Genomic DNA, 17,658 nt, shown 5'->3' with positions numbered 1-17,658 from the left:
ATGGGCACAATGGCATTGGAATTATTAACTATTAATTGTTAATTCTAGATTAATATACGGAGGAATGGGGAAGGCGGATTTTGAGGGATGGTAGAAATCGGGCCAAATATGAGAAATTGCGCAGTGCGTTAACAAGCTATTAACGTGCTGCGCAATTTTGTCCTGATGGGTGTGTTATATTGAGCAGTGCCAGTTTACCTGAAATGCAGAACGCCGTTATCATCAATATAGTAGTCTATGTTTACGGCGTTCTTCAGGCCTTCCATGAATGCTTCTACAGGTTCATGTTTGTCTACCATACCGCTGAAATGCTTTGTCTGTGCGGGTGAGCCGCTGTCTACTACAGCGGTGACGCCCAGGTGGCGGCCCAGGATGGTGCATATTTCTGCGATAGGCGCCTGTACAAAAAAGTGTTTGCCATCGCGCCAGCTCAGTACTTTCCCGGGATCGAAGGCCTGGGTAATAAGGCCTTTCCCGGCTGTATACACGGCTTCCATACCGGGTTTGATAATAGTGGTATGTTGGCCTGCGTTCATCTTTACAGCGCCGCTTACCAGGGATACCTTTACCTTATCCTGCTCATAAGCGTTGATATTGAATTCCGTGCCCAGCACCTGTATAGTACTTTGCGGGGTATGGATGATCAGCGGTTTGGAAGGATCTGGCGCTGCTTTCACATAGGCTTCCCCGTTCAGCAGGGTGATTTCCCTGGTGTTGCCATTGAAGCTGAAGGGAAACCGGAGGCGCGAATCTGCATTGAGCCATATTTCTGTGCCATCTGCCAGTATTACTTTATAATCTTTGGCAGCGGGAACGATCAGGGTATGTTGCCCGCTAACGTTGAATGCATCTTTCGCATCGAAGTGTAATGACTGCGCCCCGTTATACAATTGTACATCCCCCAGGCTGATCAGAGATGGGTGCTCCGGCAGGGGAATCGTTCGCTGGCTGGCGAGTTTGAGCTGAACATGCTCAGAAGCAGCATGCGGCGCCGTTCCTCTTGAAAAATAGTAATACCCCGCGCCGCTGAGTATCAGTCCGGCTACTACGGCGGCAGCCATCAGTTTACCGGGACGGAAAGATGGTGTGGCGGTGATATGTTCCGGGGAATGAGGTCTTATGTCGTGCAGGATATTATTCCATTCATCGTCGTGTTGAAGGCGGTCAAGGTCGAGGTCTTCTTCGTCCCCCAATGCAAAAGCCAGTGTCTGTAGCGCCTCCTGCATGAATTCGTCTTTGGGGACTGCTGCTTCCAGGTAGCGGAGGTCTTTCGGACTGATAATGCCGGCCATTTTTTCGCACATCAGTTGCCAGATATGCTCGTTTTGCTGTACGCTGAGCTTTGGTTTCACAGTAATAGTGTTTCGGTTGTACCATACAGGAATAACATACAAGTGTTTATATGGTCCTGCTGGCTGAAAATCTTATTGGGGTACTCAAGGGATAACCGGGTGCAACGCATGCTGTTTTCTGCAACGTTCGGTAAAGGCGCGGAACAGGAAAGTCCTTAGCGGTACATCTACATGTTTAAAGAGCTGCTGCTCCCAGCATTCAATGAAAAAGTCTTCCACCATTTTTTTTGCCTTTGCAATATGCGCCTTATCAGACACATCAACGTCGGGGATAGTAGCAGCGGCTACCATCAGCAGCCATACCCGGTATTGTTTGAAGGTATCATTTAATGCATTTGGGTCGCGCTTCTTAAGTTTACGTAAAAGCTGCCTGTCATCCTTCATGACTGTTGGTTTCATGCGATGAAGTTTGTTGATGTTATAATTTCCACACAGGTACCAGGGGGACTTTGAGGGAAGAGCGCATCTAAGTTCAGGACAGAACATTAGTGTTTATCTGACAGGCAAAAAAAGACCCATCTGTTTAAAAATACGCAAAATACCAGTTTACAGATGTTAACATGCCAGCAATTTTTCCGATATCGTAAAATCTTTTCCCGATTTCGTAAACCAAATTGTCTTAAGAGTAGGATTTTTGCGGCGTCAAATCAATTGTTTTAAAGAATGGGCTTTACAATGGGTAAGGGATTATTAGTGTTTATTTGCATGTTTTTAGGCCTGACTACTATCGCATTGGCCAGCGAAGAGGATCAATTTTCACATATTAAAGGAAAGGTAATTACAACTGACGGGAAACCGGCGCCTTACGTTAGTGTACAGATAACAGGCACCACCAAGGGGGCTGTTACGGACGAGAACGGTGAATTCAGTATCCGGAGGCTGGTTCCCGGTACCTATACCCTGCGTATTTCCTTGGTGGGCTTTGCCCCGGTAGAAAAGCAGGTTGCTGCAGTGGCGGGGCAAACCGCCGATGTGTCTTTTGAATTGCAGCTGAATGACAAGCAGTTACAGGAGGTAGTGATCTCCGGGCAAAGGAGGCTGAGGGCTTCCTCCAGCGACTATGCCAATAAAATGACCCTGAAGAACCTGGAAAACGCCCAGACAACTGTTTCGGTATCAAAGGAATTAATGAAAGAGCAGGTGGTGCTTACTGTTGACGACGCTATGCGTAACGTACCTGGTCTTACCAAAATGTGGGATGCCACCGGCCGCAGCGGTGACGGGGGCAGCTATTACAACCTCCGCGGCTTTATTGTACAGAGCCAGCTGCGTAATGGTGTAGCCGGTAACGTATCCAGCAGGATCGACGTAGCGAACCTGGAAAAGATAGAAGTGCTGAAAGGCCCTTCCGCCACTTTATTTGGTAACGTACTCACCAGCTATGGTGGCCTGATCAACCGTATCACTAAAAAGCCTTATGATGCATTCGGCGGTGAAGTGAACTTTACCGCAGGCAATTACGGGCTGTATCGTATGGGAGCAGATGTAAATGCTCCGCTGGATAAGGATCATAATGTGCTGTTGCGCGTGAATTCCGCCTATTCTTATGAAAACAGCTGGCAGGACAACGGTTGGGCAAGGAATTTCGTATTTGCGCCTAGCCTGTCTTATAAGGTAAATGATAAGCTGTCATTTTTATTCGATGCGGAGTTTGCGCAAGGTACCAATACCGGGATGAACGTATTTTTCTTCCCCTGGGGACAAACCATGACGGCCCTGGGATATGACCGTGCAGACCAGCTGAAGATCGACTACAAACGTTCTTATGTAAACGATGATATCTACCAGACTGCCAGGAACATCAACTTCTTCGGGCAGATGAATTATAAGATCTCAGGTAACTGGACTTCCCAGACCAACTTTACAATGACCAACAGTTTTTCTGACGGACCCTCACCGTACTTTTACCTGCTGCCAAACAACATGATCTCCCGCAATGATCAGTATACGAATAACAGTAAGGACCAGGTGATTGAGATCCAGCAGAACTTTATAGGTGATTTCCAGATCGGCAGCCTGCGCAACCGCCTGACAGCCGGTCTTGACTTCTTCTATCGTAACTCTGATCAGTTCTTTGGCGGTAACACACTGGATACGATTGATGTAAGCCTGGATGTTATTCCCAACTACGGCGATTTCAACCGTATTAACCTGGATAGGCTTTACCAGGAGAAAGGTAATTCTTTTGTTTACCCTTCTATATTTACCAGCAACACTTACAGCGCTTATGTGTCTGATGTATTGAACCTGACAGACAACCTGCTGGTGCTAGGTGCGTTACGTGCAGATCATTACGTTTACAACGGCGCATATGATGCCACTACCGGTAAGTCAGACGGCGCCTATAACCAGACGAAGCTGTCTCCAAAAGTGGGTATCGTATACCAGCCCATCAGGGATGCTGTGGCCCTGTTTGCCAACTATCAGAATGGTTTCACCAATAATGCGCCCGGACTTGATCCCAGCACAGGCAAACAGATCTCTTACAAACCCGAAAATGCCAACCAGTGGGAAGCCGGTGTGAAACTGGATCTGTTTGAAGGAAAACTGACCAGCACCATCAGCTACTATGATATCAAAGTGAAGGATATATTAAGACCATCTGACAGACCTAACGTATCTGTACAGGATGGTACCCAGTACAGCAAGGGTATTGATGTAGATCTGATCGCAAATCCTTTCCGCGGCATGAGCGTAGTGGCAGGATTTGCCTATAACGATTCAAAACTTGAAAAAGTCGCCGATAAGAATGTGGAGGGCCGTCGTCCCGGTACCGCAGGCGCTCCTTATGTAGCTAACCTCTGGTTGAGCTACCGTATACCTGCCGGTAACCTGAGCGGTCTTGGATTTGGTTTTGGCGGAAACTATGCTGCTGACAACAAGATCATCAACGACGCTGCACTCGGTGTGTTTACACTGCCTTCCTATACGGTCCTGAACGCATCTGTGTTTTATGATCAGCCTAAATTCAGGGTGTCTGCAAAAATGGATAACCTGACCAATGAAAGATACTGGATCGGGTATACCACGGTAAATCCGCAGAAATTAAGGAGCTTTGCAGCCAGTCTGGCGTTTAAGTTCTAGGCAGACCAGGAAATACTAACCTATATAATGCGAACCGCTAACCTGATATGACAAAAGAAAAGAACGTAAAATACTGGATCGGAAAGATCCACCTTTGGCTCGGACTCAGTTCCGGGCTATTGGTTTTATTCCTGGGCCTGACCGGCTGTATACTCGCCTTTCAGCGGGAGATAGAGAGCGTAACGCTTTCCTTCCGGGATATTAAAAATGAACAACGCGCCATGCTTGCCCCTTCTGAACTGAAAGCACTGGCAGAGAAGGTATTGCCGGGTAAAGCAGTACACAGCGTTAGTTTTTATAAGAAGGACAGGGCCGCAGAAGTGGCGTTCTTTAGTTTTGAACCTGCCTACTATTATACCGTATATATCAATCCCTATGATGGAAAAGTGCTGAAGGTGAAGGATATGAATAAGGATTTCTTCCGGGTTGTGTTGCTGGGGCATCTTTATTTATGGCTGCCGCCTACGATAGGTACACCTATTGTGGGAACTGCCACGCTGGTTTTCCTGGTGATGCTGATCTCCGGCCTGGTGTTGTGGTGGCCCAGGAACAAGGCGGCACGCAAGCAGCGGTTTTCTATCAAATGGAATGCAAAATGGAGAAGGGTCAATTACGACCTGCATAATGTAATGGGATTCTATATCACCTGGGTAATGATCTTTATTGTTATTACCGGTTTGGTATGGACCTTCCAGTGGTTTGCGAAGTCGGTATACTGGATCAGCTCCGGCGGTAAGAGTAACCTGGTGGCCTATTACGAGCCCATGTCTGATAAGGCTGGGAAAGCAACAGCATCCCTGGCAGATGCACCTGTAGAGGATAAAGTATACAACATCATGCGTGCGGAATATCCTGCTGCAGAAATGATAGAAGTGCATATACCTGAGAACGATACTGTTTCAGTGGCTGGTGTGGCCAACCCGGATATTGATACCTACTGGAAGATGGACATCCGCTATTTTGATCAGTATACTCTGAAGGATATTCCTGTGAAACATTCCTATGGGAAATTCGCGGAGGCATCTGTGGCGGATAAAGTGGCCAGGCTGAATTATGACACGCATGTAGGACAGATATGGGGACTGGCAGGAAAGATCATGGTGTTCTTTGCCAGTTTAGTGGCAGCGAGCCTGCCGGTGACGGGGTTCTATATCTGGTGGGGCAGGAAGTATAAAAAAGAAAAAAGAAAGCCGGTAGGGGTGAAGCAGGTGGCGGTGGCGTAGGTACGAGTAACTTATCTCCGTACCTTTACGCTCTAAATTTAACACGTCATGAAATGGAGCAACTTGCCTGAGTCCCCTGTGCGGAAACTGATCGGCTGGACATTCCTCGCCGCGGTTATTACAGCCACTATGCCCACACAGGCGCAGCAGCGCCCCTCACAGAAAAAGCAATTCATCACCAGCCTGATGGCGAAGATGACATTAGACGAGAAGATCGGTCAGCTGAACCTGCTTACCAGCGACATGGATGTGACCGGCCCCTTTATGAAACCCGGTTATAAAAAAGATGTTGAATCCGGTCTCTGCGGTGCTATCTTCAACGCATATACCCCGCAATATACCCGCCAGCTGCAGGAAATGGCTGTTAAAACCCGGCTGAAAATCCCGCTGCTTTTTGGCTACGATGTTATTCACGGGCATAAGACCATTTTCCCCATTCCCCTGGGTGAAGCCTGTACCTGGGATATGGCCCTGTTGGAAAAAAGCGCCCGTATCGCCGCGCAGGAAGCCAGCGCTGACGGCCTTCACTGGACCTACTCGCCTATGGTTGACATTGCCCGTGATCCCCGCTGGGGCCGCGTAGCAGAAGGAGTAGGAGAGGATACCTGGTACGGCACCCAGGTGGCCAAAGCCAAAGTAAAAGGCTACCAGGGGTCTGACCTTGCGGCTGCCAACACGGTGCTTGCGTGTGTAAAACACTTTGCCTTATACGGCGCAGTAGAAGCAGGACGCGACTATAACAGTGTAGACATGAGCCGCCGCCGGATGTACCAGGACTACCTGCCTCCCTATAAAGCTGCCATTGATGCCGGTGTGGCTACTGTAATGACCTCTTTCAATGATATTGACGGCATACCGGCCACCGGTAATAAATGGCTGCTGAAAGAACTGTTGCGCAAGGAATGGGGCTTCAAAGGTTTTGTAGTAACAGACTATACCGCTATCAATGAAATGATCAACCACAGCGTGGCCAAAGACGAATACGAAGCCGGCGGCCTGGCCCTGAATGCTGGTGTGGACATGGATATGCAGGGAGGGGTGTACGCAGGGCAGCTTAAAAGACTGCTGCAACAAAAAAAGGTAACGCAAAGCCAGATAGACAGCGCCGTATATCGCGTACTGGCGGCTAAATACGACCTGGGCCTCTTCCAGGATCCCTTCCGTTACTGCGATACCGCCCGGGCACAACGTGAGATCATGAGTGCAGAAAATCTACAGGCTGCCCGCGAGATCGCACAACGTTCTATTGTACTGCTGAAGAATGAAACACAGCTGCTGCCGCTTAAAAAACAAGGTACCATTGCCCTGATCGGCCCCCTGGCAAACAGCCAGCGGGATATGATCGGTAACTGGTCTGCCGCCGGTGACGCTTCCAAAGCGGTGACCCTCCTGCAAGGCATTAAGAATAAGGTGGGCGATGGAGTGAAAGTGCTCACTGCTCCCGGGGCCTATATTACCAGCGATACCGGTCTGCTGAAGAAGGCCTATCAGAAAGCCCGCATTGAGGCAGCCGATACTGCCAACGCGGCGCAGATGCTCAATGATGCAGTGGCCCTGGCCAAACAGGCAGACGTGGTGATCATGGCTCTCGGAGAATCGCAAGGTATGACAGGCGAAGCTGCCAGCCGCTCCAACATCAGCATACCGGAGAATCAGCAGCAGTTGCTGAAAGCGGTGCATGCTACCGGCAAACCCATCGTACTGGTGTTGATGAATGGCCGCCCGCTTACACTGGAATGGGAAGATGCTAACATCCCGTCTATACTGGAGACCTGGTTCCTTGGTACAGAAGCCGGTAATGCGATTGCAGATGTGCTTTTCGGCGACTATAATCCCGCAGGTAAGCTCACCATGACCTTTCCGCGCAATGCAGGGCAGATACCCATCTACTATAATCACCGCAGCACCGGCCGTCCGCTGGATCCAAACAATAAATACACATCCAAATACCTGGATGTATCCAATGATCCTTTGTATCCCTTTGGATACGGTCTTAGTTATACGAAATTCACTTACGGCACCCCGCAGATCGATAAGCAGCAGCTGAAAGCCGCTGAAACGCTGCGTGTGAGTGTGGAAGTAAGCAATACCGGTGATTACGACGGAGAAGAAGTGGTACAGCTTTATGTCAGAGATAAAACTGCCAGTGTTACCCGCCCGGTAAAAGAACTGAAAGGATTTGAAAAGATTGCCCTGAAAAAAGGAGAGAAGCGTACGGTTTCTTTTACTATTACCACGGACGACCTGAAGTTCTATGACAAGAATATGAAGTGGACCTATGAGCCGGGCGATTTTACCGTGTTTGTAGGTACCAACAGCAGGGATGCGGAAGGGGTTGATTTTACTTTGGTGCCATAAGCGCTGGTGTTTTGAAAGCATTAAAAAGGTCTTACCAGACAACCTGGTAAGACCTTTTTAGCGTTGGCGGAAACAAGTTAAGCAGTGGTTTTCAGCTGTTCCCCATTTACCCTTGGTAAATTGGGATCAGCTCTGTAACCAGTCCACATTTCAATCTTGTCTAAATCCATCGCAATCTTGACCAGATGCCCATCAACAACATAAAGCCTTCCATCGATGACCTGAAGATGTCCTTCGATGATATTGACCCGTCCCTCAAGGGTATCAAGTCGTTGTTCAACTTTGTCGAGCCGGACTTCGATTTTGTCTAGCCGCTTTTCAACCTGGTCAATCCGGACTTCCACCTGGTCCAACCGGACTTCGATTTTGGCAAGCCGCTTTTCAACCTGGTCCAACCGGACTTCGATTTTGGCAAGCCGTTCTTCAACAGCGTCAAACCGTTTGTCGATGGCGTCAAATTTAGCTTCAAATTTAACTTCCATAACACTCAATTGGGAAATAATGGATGATAACATCTCTCTTTCAGACATACATGGTAGTTTAAAGAGGTTAATAGTTAAAATCGAAGGTAAATTTTCTTCGGATCACTTCCAAAATAAAATAGCTAGTTATACAATGATTATCAATATGATATGATGTATTCGTTTTCTTGATCTGCATCAATTTTTCAAGGCAGTTGCTCCACTTTTAACCCCAATTAATTTTGATTTTCCGCATTTCTTACTATTTTTGCCCCGTCATTATGATTATTAACGTACATATCCATCATCACCATCATTCTTACCGCGCTGGTAGGCTGGGATGATATTATGTATAAGAAACATATTTAAACATCAAAGGCTTACCTGCAGAGGTAGGCCTTTGTTGTTTTCAGACATAGCGGGAATATATCACGAACCAATAAATAAAAACATAACAACGGATGAAACTGAAAATTGCCATCCAGAAATCCGGCCGCCTGCACGAGGATTCTATGAAGCTGCTGAAAGAATGTGGCATAGACATCAACAACGGGGTCAACAAACTTAAAACAGAAGCCAGTAACTTCCCCCTGGAAGTCTTCTTCCTCCGCGATGATGATATCCCGCAGTATATTGAAGACGGCGTAGCCGACCTGGGTATGGTAGGAGAGAACGTGGTCCTGGAAAAGAACAAACAGGTAAACGTGGTGGAAAAACTGGGCTTTGGCAAATGCCGGTTGTCCGTTGCTGTTCCCAAAACCCTGGAATACGAAGGGGTCAATAATCTCGCCGGTCTCCGCATCGCCACCAGCTACCCGGTGATCGTAGCGCAGTTCCTTAAGAAGAATAAGATACAGGCAGAGATCCATGAGATCAGCGGATCTGTGGAAATCGCCCCCGGCATTGGCCTGGCAGACGCTATCTGCGACCTGGTAAGCAGTGGTTCCACCCTGTTCATGAACGGCCTGAAAGAAGCAGAAGTGATCCTGAAATCAGAAGCCGTACTGATCGCCAACAAAAGCCTCAGCACTGAACAGCAGCAATTGCTGCAGAAACTGCTGTTCCGCATCCAGGCAGTGAAGAAAGCCAAGAACAACAAGTACATCCTGCTGAACGCACCCAACGATAACCTGCAGGAGATCATCCGACTGCTGCCCGGAATGAAAAGCCCCACCGTACTGCCGCTGGCAGAAGAAGGCTGGAGCTCTGTACACTCCGTGCTCAATGAGAACGAATTCTGGGATATTATCGAGAGCCTGAAAGCCGCCGGCGCACAGGGAATCCTGGTTGTGCCAATCGAAAAAATGGTAATTTAAAATTGACATGCAAATATTCCAGCATCCCGACAAATCTACCTGGCCGGCGCTCCTGCAACGTCCGGTGATGGATACTACCGCACTGGAAAACAGTGTAGGCGCTATCCTCCGCGAAATAAAACAGGATGGTGATAAAGCCGTACGTAAATACGCCCTGCAGTTCGATAAAGTTCAGCTGAACGATCTGCAGGTCACTGAAAGTGAATTTGCCCATGCTACCGCTACCCTTGAACCTGCTCTCAAACAAGCCATCCTTCAGGCTAAGCATAACATCGAAACCTTTCACCGTGCACAACATGAAGCCGGCAGGATCATAGAGACCATGCCCGGTGTGCAATGCTGGCGAAAGTCTGTAGCTATTGAAAAAGTAGGTTTATACATTCCCGGTGGTTCCGCACCTTTGTTCTCTACCATCCTCATGCTGGGCATTCCCGCTATGATAGCCGGTTGTAAGGAGATCGTACTTTGTACGCCTTCCAATGCTGCCGGAGCGGTGCATCCCGCAATCCTCTTCGCTGCCCGGCAGGTAGGGATAGACAGGGTGTTCAAAATAGGAGGGGTACAGGCCATCGGCGCCATGGCCTATGGCACGGAAACGGTTCCTAAAGTATTTAAGATCTTTGGTCCGGGTAACCAATACGTCACCTGCGCCAAACAGCTGATCAATAAAGATGGCGTAGCGATAGATATGCCCGCAGGCCCCTCTGAAGTGGCCGTACTGGCAGACGATAGCTGTGTACCGGCTTTCGTTGCAGCCGATCTTTTGTCGCAGGCAGAACACGGTCCGGATAGCCAGGTGCTGCTGGTTACCACATCCGCCGCCGTGATCAGCGCCGTACAGGCGGAAGTGAACACCCAGCTGGAACAGCTGCCCCGCCGTGATATTGCCGCCCAGGCTTTACAACACAGCCGCCTGGTACTGGTAGCGGATATGACAACCGCCATGGAGCTGCTGAACGCCTATGCCCCCGAGCACCTGATCATTGCCTGTAAGGATGATATTACCCTTGCCGACGGTGTGGTGAATGCCGGCTCCGTTTTCCTGGGTAACTATTCGCCTGAAAGCGCGGGCGATTATGCCTCCGGCACCAATCATACGCTGCCTACCAACGGTTATGCAAGAGCTTATAGCGGCGTATCTTTGGATAGCTTTATTAAGAAGATCACCTTCCAGCGCCTCAGCCTTGAAGGCCTGCAGCAGATAGGCCCCGCCATCGAAGCAATGGCCGCCGCAGAGGGACTGGATGGACACCGCAATGCGGTGACCATCAGAATTAAGCATTAATAATTCTGACGGCTTGATCGCCATTACTAAAGTAAGTGCCTTGCAATGCTATAATAGTATTCAACGAACATCGAGTTCACGCTGAACATTACCTTTACTATAATTAATTATTAATTACAATGTTCGATCTCAATAAACTGCTACGCAACAACATCCGGCAGCTGGTGCCTTACTCCTCCGCCAGGGACGAGTTCAAGGGCGCCGCACAGATCTTCCTGGATGCTAATGAGAACAGCTTCGGCTCTCCGCTGCCCACTGCGTACAACCGCTACCCCGATCCTATGCAGTGGAAGGTGAAATACAAATTGGCGGATATTAAAGGCGTGCCGCCTCAGCATATCTTCCTGGGTAATGGCAGCGATGAAGTGATAGATGTGCTGTACAGGGCCCTCTGCAACCCGGGGGTAGACAATGTAATACTATGCCCGCCCACTTATGGTATGTACGAAGTAAGCGCGCATATCAATGATGTGGTGATCCGCAATGTGAGCCTGACAGAAGACTTCCAGCTGGATATGCCCGCCATGCAACAGGCTATTGATGAACACACCAAGCTGATTTACATCTGCTCTCCCAATAATCCTACCGGTAACTCCATTAACCGGGAAGATATAGAGATGCTGCTGAATAACTTTGACGGCATAGTGGTAGTAGATGAAGCATATATCAATTTTGCCCGCCAGAAAACCTTCATCCAGGAGCTGACAGAATATCCCAACCTGGTAGTGATGCAAACGCTTTCCAAAGCATGGGGCCTGGCAGCATTACGTGTAGGCATGGCCTTTGCCAGCGAAGAGATCATTCATGTGATGAACAAGATCAAGCCGCCTTATAACATCAGCCAGGCCGCACAGGAACTGGCTCTGCAGGCGCTGGAGAATGTTCAGCAGGTAAATGAATGGATCCGCGAAACAGTGATAGAAAGGGATAAGCTCTCTGCAGCGCTGGCACAACTGCCGCTGGTAACAAAAGTATATCCCAGCGATGCCAACTTCATACTGGCCCGCACTACCGATGCCAAAGGTATTTATCAATACCTGGTAGGGCAGGGCATAGTTGTGCGCGACCGCTCCAAAGTGGAGCTCTGCGCCGGCTGTCTGCGTATTACCGTAGGAACGCCCGAAGAGAATGCAACGCTGATCAACGCACTATCTGCCGTCGAAAGCCTGAAAGTGTAACTCATCCATGCCCGTCATCTTTTAACACAATCAATTAATTTGATGAAACGAGTACTTTTCATAGATCGCGACGGTACCCTTATCAAAGAAGTGCCGCCCACCTACCAGATCGACAGCCTGGAAAAAATTGAATACTATCCCAAAGTGTTTACCTATATGGCCAGGATAGCGGCAGAAATGGATTATGAGCTGGTAATGGTCACCAACCAGGACGGGCTTGGCACCGGGTCTTTTCCTGAAGCGCATTTCTGGTTGGTACAAGACCGGATCATCCGCGCTTTTGAGAACGAAGGCGTGCGCTTCAGCGCCGTACACGTAGATCGCACTTTCCCCCATGAGAACGCGCCTACCCGCAAACCGGGCACGGGTATGCTTACAAAGTATTTCTCAGCTGAGTATGACCTGGCTAATTCCTTTGTGATAGGCGACCGCATCACCGATGTAGAGCTGGCCAGGAACCTGGGCGCCAAAGCCATCTGGATGAACGAAGGCACAGGGCTGGGCAGCGGCGAGATCAAAGGTGCAGCAGACGCCCTCAAACCGGTGATCGCACTGGAATCTACCGACTGGGCCAAAATATACGAGTTCCTGAAACTTGGCCTGCGTACCGTTACGCACACACGCACTACCAAGGAAACAGATATCAGTATCTCCCTCAACCTGGATGGTAAAGGCCAGGCACACATTGAAACCGGTCTTGGTTTCTTTGACCATATGCTGGAGCAGATTGCCCGGCACGGCAACATTGATCTCAGCATCAAAGCCAAAGGCGACCTGCACATTGATGAACATCATACCATAGAAGATACGGGCATTGCCCTGGGCGAGGCCATGGCAAAAGCCCTGGCAGACAAAAGAGGCATGGAGCGCTATGGTTTCTGTCTGCCCATGGATGATTGCCTGGCGCAGGTGGCCATCGACTTTGGCGGCCGCAACTGGATTGTATGGGATGCCGCATTCTACCGCGAGAAGATAGGCGAGATGCCTACGGAGATGTTCTTCCACTTCTTCAAATCGTTTGCTGATGCCGCCCGCTGTAATTTGAACATCAAGGCGGACGGTGAGAATGAACATCACAAGATAGAAGCCATCTTCAAGGCCTTTGCCAAAGCCATCAAAATGGCCGTAAGGCGGGATCCGATGAATTTGCAGCTGCCAAGTACCAAAGGGGTGCTATAAGAGCGGTTAGCTGTTGGCTATTGGCTTTTAGCAGTGATTTGTGGGGAGGGTACCCGATATACCGCGCATAGCTAATAGCCGGCAGCTGGAAGCTTAAAAAAAATTTGCATTTCTTGAAAAAACCACCCATATTTGCGATGCAATGAATAAGAACATGACATACAAACATTGGTGGTGGCACAAGATCAAATCCTGATACTGTGTTACAGTGCCGTGTTTCGTAAGAAATAAACTCATTCTGAAGGCTCGCTGTTACACAGCGGGCCTTCTCTCTTTTAAGCCCATTGCGAAAAGCTAATAAAGCCTAAAGCTCAAACCAACATGCGTACCATTCAAGTAAAAACGAGATCCAAACAGATGCTGGCGGATGTATATACCCCGGTTGGCATTTACCTCCGGCTGCGCGATAAGTTCCCGGGCACCGTATTGCTGGAAAGTACAGACTACCGCGCCAGTGAGAACAGCTTCTCCTTTATATGCGTAAAGCCCATCGCAGGCATCGAAGTAACTTCTACCAGCAATTTTGAATTCAAGTATCCCAACCTGCCTGTAGAGCGCAAGCAGCTGAAAAGTAAGGAGAGCGTGCTGGATGAGCTGCAGCAGTTCCTGGGTAATTTCAGCTTTACGGGCCAGTCGCCCCTCCCGGTGGTACGCAGCCTGTTTGGTTACACTACTTTCGATGCCGTACAGTTCTTTGAGACCATTGAATTCAACAAGCAGAAGCCCAATGGCAGTACCATACCGCTGATGCGCTATCGCTTCTATCAATACGTGATAGCGATCAACCACTTCAAGGATGAACTGTATCTCTGCGAAAACCAGGTGGATGGACTGGACAGCGAGTTTGAGCTGATAGAATCGCTGATAAAGCACAAAGATGTGCCTACCTACAGCTTTACAGCACTGGGCGATGAAGAAAGTAATATGACGGATGCCGACTACATGCAGATGGTAGAACAGGGCAAACAACACTGCTTCCGTGGAGATGTGTTCCAGGTAGTGCTTTCCAGGGCCTTCCGTCAGCAATATAAAGGAGACGAATTCAATGTGTACCGCGCCCTGCGTTCCATCAATCCTTCCCCTTACCTCTTCTACTTTGATTATGGCGATTATAAGCTGATGGGATCCTCTCCCGAAGCGCAATTGGTGATAAAAAATAAGAAGGCCACCATCCACCCCATAGCAGGCACCTTCCGCCGCACGGGAGATGATGTGCAGGACCAGCAGCTGGCCGATAAATTACTGCTGGATCCCAAGGAAAATGCCGAGCATGTGATGCTGGTAGACCTGGCCCGTAATGACCTCAGCCGTCATGCATCTAACGTAGAAGTAGCGTCTTACCGCAAGATTCAGTACTACTCTCACGTGATACACCTGGTGAGCGAAGTAACAGGCCAGATCAAACCCGATATGAATCCCTTCTCACTGCTGGCAGCCACTTTCCCGGCAGGTACCCTGAGCGGGGCGCCCAAATACAGGGCCATGCAGATCATTGATCAGTATGAGCCTACTGCCCGTGGCTTCTATGGCGGATGTATCGGCGCTGTAAGCTTCAACGGCGACTTCAATCATGCCATTATGATCCGCTCCATGCTGAGTAAGTCCAATACATTGTATTACCAGGCAGGCGCCGGAGTAGTGGCCAAATCGGTAGCCTCCTCCGAGCTGGAAGAAGTGAACAATAAACTCAATGCATTAAAACAGGCCATACTGCTGGCGCAAAAGCTCTGATGATGACAAATATTCTGGTGTTCGATAACTACGACTCTTTTACCTATAACCTGGTGCACCTGGTAGAAAAGATCATTAACGGGAAAGTGACCGTATACCGCAATGATGAAATACCGCTGGAAAAGATCAATGATTACGATAAGATCATCCTGTCTCCGGGACCTGGTATTCCTGAAGAAGCAGGTCTGTTGCTGCCGCTTATTAAACAGTATGCACCCACTAAATCCATTTTGGGCGTATGTCTGGGGCAGCAGGCTATCGGGCAGGCATTCGGGGCCAACCTGGTAAACCTGAAAGATGTGTATCACGGCGTAGCCACACCCGTGAACATCGTTTCCCGCGAAGGCCGCCTGTTCAACAACCTGCCGGATCAGCTGGAAGTTGGCCGTTATCATTCCTGGGTGGTGGAAGAACAAAGCCTGCCGGCGGAACTCGCCATCACTGCCCGCGATGAACACGGGTATATCATGGGGCTGCAGCATACAAAATACGATGTAAGCGGTGTGCAGTTCCACCCCGAAAGCGTGCTGACGCCGCAAGGTGAAAAAATATTGAGGAACTGGCTGAATATATAGCCATTAGCTACTGGCGATTAGCTTTTAGCTGATCGCACCAGGCTAATAACCAACAGCTAACAGCCAACAGCTAATACTTCTAATGTAAGTCACATGAAAAAGATATTAAACTACCTTTTCGAACATAAGACCTTCACCCGCGAAGCGGCCAAAGATATTCTCATCAGCATTTCCAAAGGCATGTTCAATGAAAGCGAACTGGCTGCTTTCATGACCGTTTTCCTGATGCGCAGCATTACAATAAATGAGCTGCTGGGTTTCCGTGATGCACTCCTGGAGCTTTGCATACCGGTAAACCTGAACGGTTACGAAGTGCTGGACATTGTTGGTACGGGCGGCGATGGTAAGAACACCTTCAATGTCTCTACGCTGTCCTGCTTCATTGTAGCCGGTGCGGGCGGTAAAGTGGCAAAGCATGGTAACTACGGTGTATCATCCATTAGCGGAGCTTCCAACCTGATGGAGACAGCCGGCTATAAATTCAAGAACGATGATGCTAAACTGCGCGCAGAACTGGAAGAAGCAGGTGTATGCTTTTTGCATGCGCCCCTGTTCCACCCTGCATTGAAACACGTGGCGGGCATCCGCCGCCAGCTGGGTGTGCGTACCTTTTTCAATATGCTGGGCCCACTGGTAAATCCTGCATTTGCCCAATACCAGCTGATAGGTGTATATAGCCTGGAAATGGCCAGGGTATATAACTACCTCTTCCAGCAAACAGACAAACAATTTGTGATCGTACACAGCCTCGATGGATATGATGAGATCTCACTGACCACCGACGCCCGCATTATTACCAATAAAGGAGAGCAGGACTGGACGCCGGAACAGCTGGGCCACCGCAAAGTGCACCCGGAAGACATCTATGGCGGCAACTCTGTAGAAGAGTCTGCGAAGATCTTTATGAAGATACTGAAGGGAGAAGGCTCCTGGGCACAGAACTCCGTTGTGCTCGCCAATGCTGCTATGGGATTATATTGCATGGGTAAGTATGCAGACTATGCAGATTGTTTCCAGGCGGCGGTTACTTCCCTGGAGTCAGGTGCGGCACATGAATCATTCAAAAAACTGATCAGTTTACAATGAAAAATATCCTCAACGAAATAGTAGCGCACAAACAAACAGAAGTAGCCGCCAGGAAAACAATGCGGCCGGCTGCCGAGCTGGAACAGGCGCCCTGGTTCAAACGTACGCCGCTTTCTTTAAGCAGATTCCTGCAGGACCCTGCTAAAACAGGGATCATTGCAGAGTTCAAACGGCGTTCTCCTTCCAAGGGGCTTATCAACGGCAATGTAACCGTGCAGGAAGTTACTACTGCGTATACCCGTTACGGCGCCGCCGGTTTGTCTGTACTGACGGACGAGAAATATTTCGGCGGTTCATCAGATGATCTGCAGCAGGCGCGTACCCTGAATAATATTCCTATCCTCCGGAAGGATTTTGTGATAGATGAATACCAGATACTGGAAGCAAAAGCTATTGGCGCAGATGTGATCCTGCTGATAGCGGAATGCCTTACCGCAGCAACGGTAGCACGGCTGGCAAAGTTTGCCGGCGGTCTCGGACTGGAAGTGCTGCTGGAAGTGCATAGCGCATCCCAGCTGGAAAAGGTGACGGATGATGTGCAGCTGGTAGGGGTTAACAACCGTGACCTTACTACCTTTAACGTGGATTTTAACCGCTCCTGTGAGCTGGCGCCTATGATCCCCGCGGGGAAGATTAAAGTGGCAGAAAGCGGCATCAATGATCCTGCGGCCATCGCTACACTGCAGCAGGCCGGTTTCCAGGGCTTCCTGATAGGGGAGTACTTTATGAAACAGGAAAACCCGGCCCGGGCATTTGAAAGCTTTGTAAATACGCTTAGGCTTAACGCATAACGCAGGCAGCGTTCAGCGTTACGACTTCAGCCTTCAACA

The 17,658-nt window shown here is 49.2% G+C and carries 14 protein-coding genes; 11 read left to right on the top strand and 3 right to left on the bottom strand.

Going from position 1 to position 17,658, the window contains the following annotated elements; translation table 11 throughout:
- Positions 1-194: 194 nt before the first annotated feature.
- Together Q0577_RS17145 and Q0577_RS17140 are read right to left on the bottom strand one after the other, a co-directional pair.
- Positions 195-1,352: a FecR domain-containing protein gene (locus Q0577_RS17145; RefSeq protein ID WP_298738346.1), complete on the bottom strand. Its 1,158-nt coding sequence runs from the start codon at positions 1,350-1,352 to the stop codon at positions 195-197.
- 84 nt (positions 1,353-1,436) lie between these two features.
- Positions 1,437-1,751: a hypothetical protein gene (locus tag Q0577_RS17140; protein WP_298738344.1), complete on the bottom strand. Its 315-nt coding sequence runs from the start codon at positions 1,749-1,751 to the stop codon at positions 1,437-1,439.
- A 306-nt stretch (positions 1,752-2,057) separates the two neighbouring features.
- Here Q0577_RS17140 and Q0577_RS17135 point away from each other — a divergent pair, with 306 nt between their 5' ends.
- Genes Q0577_RS17135 through bglX form a run of 3 tightly spaced genes read left to right on the top strand, consistent with a single transcriptional unit; the run spans position 2,058 to position 8,017 of the window.
- Positions 2,058-4,436: a TonB-dependent receptor gene (locus Q0577_RS17135; protein WP_298738342.1), complete on the top strand. Its 2,379-nt coding sequence runs from the start codon at positions 2,058-2,060 to the stop codon at positions 4,434-4,436.
- Positions 4,437-4,483: 47 nt separating this feature from the next.
- The gene (locus tag Q0577_RS17130) at positions 4,484-5,659 is read left to right on the top strand and encodes a PepSY-associated TM helix domain-containing protein (RefSeq protein WP_298738340.1); all 1,176 of its coding nucleotides are present in this window, start codon (positions 4,484-4,486) and stop codon (positions 5,657-5,659) included.
- Positions 5,660-5,707: 48 nt separating this feature from the next.
- Entirely contained in the window at positions 5,708-8,017 is a 2,310-nt protein-coding gene (gene bglX / locus Q0577_RS17125; RefSeq protein WP_298738338.1) for a beta-glucosidase BglX, read from the top strand.
- A 77-nt stretch (positions 8,018-8,094) separates the two neighbouring features.
- Here bglX and Q0577_RS17120 read toward each other — a convergent pair whose 3' ends face one another.
- Positions 8,095-8,547, bottom strand: a complete 453-nt coding sequence (locus tag Q0577_RS17120) for a hypothetical protein (RefSeq protein ID WP_298738336.1) — start codon at positions 8,545-8,547, stop codon at positions 8,095-8,097.
- A gap of 392 nt (positions 8,548-8,939) precedes the next feature.
- Between Q0577_RS17120 and hisG the strand changes: the two genes are divergently transcribed.
- From hisG to trpC, 8 genes are all read left to right on the top strand, one after another.
- Positions 8,940-9,794, top strand: a complete 855-nt coding sequence (gene hisG, locus Q0577_RS17115; protein WP_298738334.1) for an ATP phosphoribosyltransferase — start codon at positions 8,940-8,942, stop codon at positions 9,792-9,794.
- Positions 9,795-9,801: 7 nt separating this feature from the next.
- Entirely contained in the window at positions 9,802-11,079 is a 1,278-nt protein-coding gene (gene hisD, locus Q0577_RS17110; protein WP_298738333.1) for a histidinol dehydrogenase, read from the top strand.
- 119 nt (positions 11,080-11,198) lie between these two features.
- The gene (gene hisC / locus Q0577_RS17105; protein WP_298738332.1) at positions 11,199-12,257 is read left to right on the top strand and encodes a histidinol-phosphate transaminase; all 1,059 of its coding nucleotides are present in this window, start codon (positions 11,199-11,201) and stop codon (positions 12,255-12,257) included.
- A gap of 42 nt (positions 12,258-12,299) precedes the next feature.
- Positions 12,300-13,436 (top strand): bifunctional histidinol-phosphatase/imidazoleglycerol-phosphate dehydratase HisB, encoded by a 1,137-nt coding sequence (gene hisB / locus Q0577_RS17100; protein WP_298738331.1) that lies wholly within the window; start codon positions 12,300-12,302, stop codon positions 13,434-13,436.
- Between the two features lie 321 nt (positions 13,437-13,757).
- A complete protein-coding gene (locus tag Q0577_RS17095; RefSeq protein WP_298738330.1) occupies positions 13,758-15,167 on the top strand; it encodes an anthranilate synthase component I family protein in 1,410 nt (469 codons plus the stop codon).
- Positions 15,167-15,742, top strand: a complete 576-nt coding sequence (locus Q0577_RS17090; RefSeq protein WP_298738328.1) for an aminodeoxychorismate/anthranilate synthase component II — start codon at positions 15,167-15,169, stop codon at positions 15,740-15,742. The genes Q0577_RS17095 and Q0577_RS17090 overlap by 1 nt, the downstream gene beginning before the upstream one ends.
- Positions 15,743-15,835: 93 nt before the next feature.
- On the top strand, positions 15,836-16,828 hold the full coding sequence (gene trpD, locus Q0577_RS17085) for an anthranilate phosphoribosyltransferase (RefSeq protein ID WP_298738326.1): 993 nt from the start codon (positions 15,836-15,838) through the stop codon (positions 16,826-16,828).
- Positions 16,825-17,619: an indole-3-glycerol phosphate synthase TrpC gene (trpC, locus tag Q0577_RS17080; RefSeq protein ID WP_298738324.1), complete on the top strand. Its 795-nt coding sequence runs from the start codon at positions 16,825-16,827 to the stop codon at positions 17,617-17,619. The genes trpD and trpC overlap by 4 nt, the downstream gene beginning before the upstream one ends.
- Positions 17,620-17,658 lie beyond the last annotated feature (39 nt).

It is taken from the genome of uncultured Chitinophaga sp. (assembly GCF_937898475.1).
GTDB lineage: Bacteria > Bacteroidota > Bacteroidia > Chitinophagales > Chitinophagaceae > Chitinophaga.
Note: the sequence above shows the minus strand (reverse complement) of the source record. Positions and strands in the feature narration are given on the sequence as shown.

Excerpts from the sequence above, each read along its gene's own strand:
- Q0577_RS17140 (WP_298738344.1), bottom strand. The coding sequence starts at position 1,751 with ATGAAACCAACAGTCATGAAGGATGACAGGCAGCTTTTACGTAAACTT.
- Q0577_RS17135 (WP_298738342.1), top strand. The coding sequence starts at position 2,058 with ATGTTTTTAGGCCTGACTACTATCGCATTGGCCAGCGAAGAGGATCAA.
- Q0577_RS17130 (WP_298738340.1), top strand. The coding sequence starts at position 4,484 with ATGACAAAAGAAAAGAACGTAAAATACTGGATCGGAAAGATCCACCTT.
- bglX (WP_298738338.1), top strand. The coding sequence starts at position 5,708 with ATGAAATGGAGCAACTTGCCTGAGTCCCCTGTGCGGAAACTGATCGGC.
- Q0577_RS17120 (WP_298738336.1), bottom strand. The coding sequence starts at position 8,547 with ATGTCTGAAAGAGAGATGTTATCATCCATTATTTCCCAATTGAGTGTT.
- hisG (WP_298738334.1), top strand. The coding sequence starts at position 8,940 with ATGAAACTGAAAATTGCCATCCAGAAATCCGGCCGCCTGCACGAGGAT.
- hisD (WP_298738333.1), top strand. The coding sequence starts at position 9,802 with ATGCAAATATTCCAGCATCCCGACAAATCTACCTGGCCGGCGCTCCTG.
- hisC (WP_298738332.1), top strand. The coding sequence starts at position 11,199 with ATGTTCGATCTCAATAAACTGCTACGCAACAACATCCGGCAGCTGGTG.
- hisB (WP_298738331.1), top strand. The coding sequence starts at position 12,300 with ATGAAACGAGTACTTTTCATAGATCGCGACGGTACCCTTATCAAAGAA.
- Q0577_RS17095 (WP_298738330.1), top strand. The coding sequence starts at position 13,758 with ATGCGTACCATTCAAGTAAAAACGAGATCCAAACAGATGCTGGCGGAT.
- Q0577_RS17090 (WP_298738328.1), top strand. The coding sequence starts at position 15,167 with ATGATGACAAATATTCTGGTGTTCGATAACTACGACTCTTTTACCTAT.
- trpD (WP_298738326.1), top strand. The coding sequence starts at position 15,836 with ATGAAAAAGATATTAAACTACCTTTTCGAACATAAGACCTTCACCCGC.
- trpC (WP_298738324.1), top strand. The coding sequence starts at position 16,825 with ATGAAAAATATCCTCAACGAAATAGTAGCGCACAAACAAACAGAAGTA.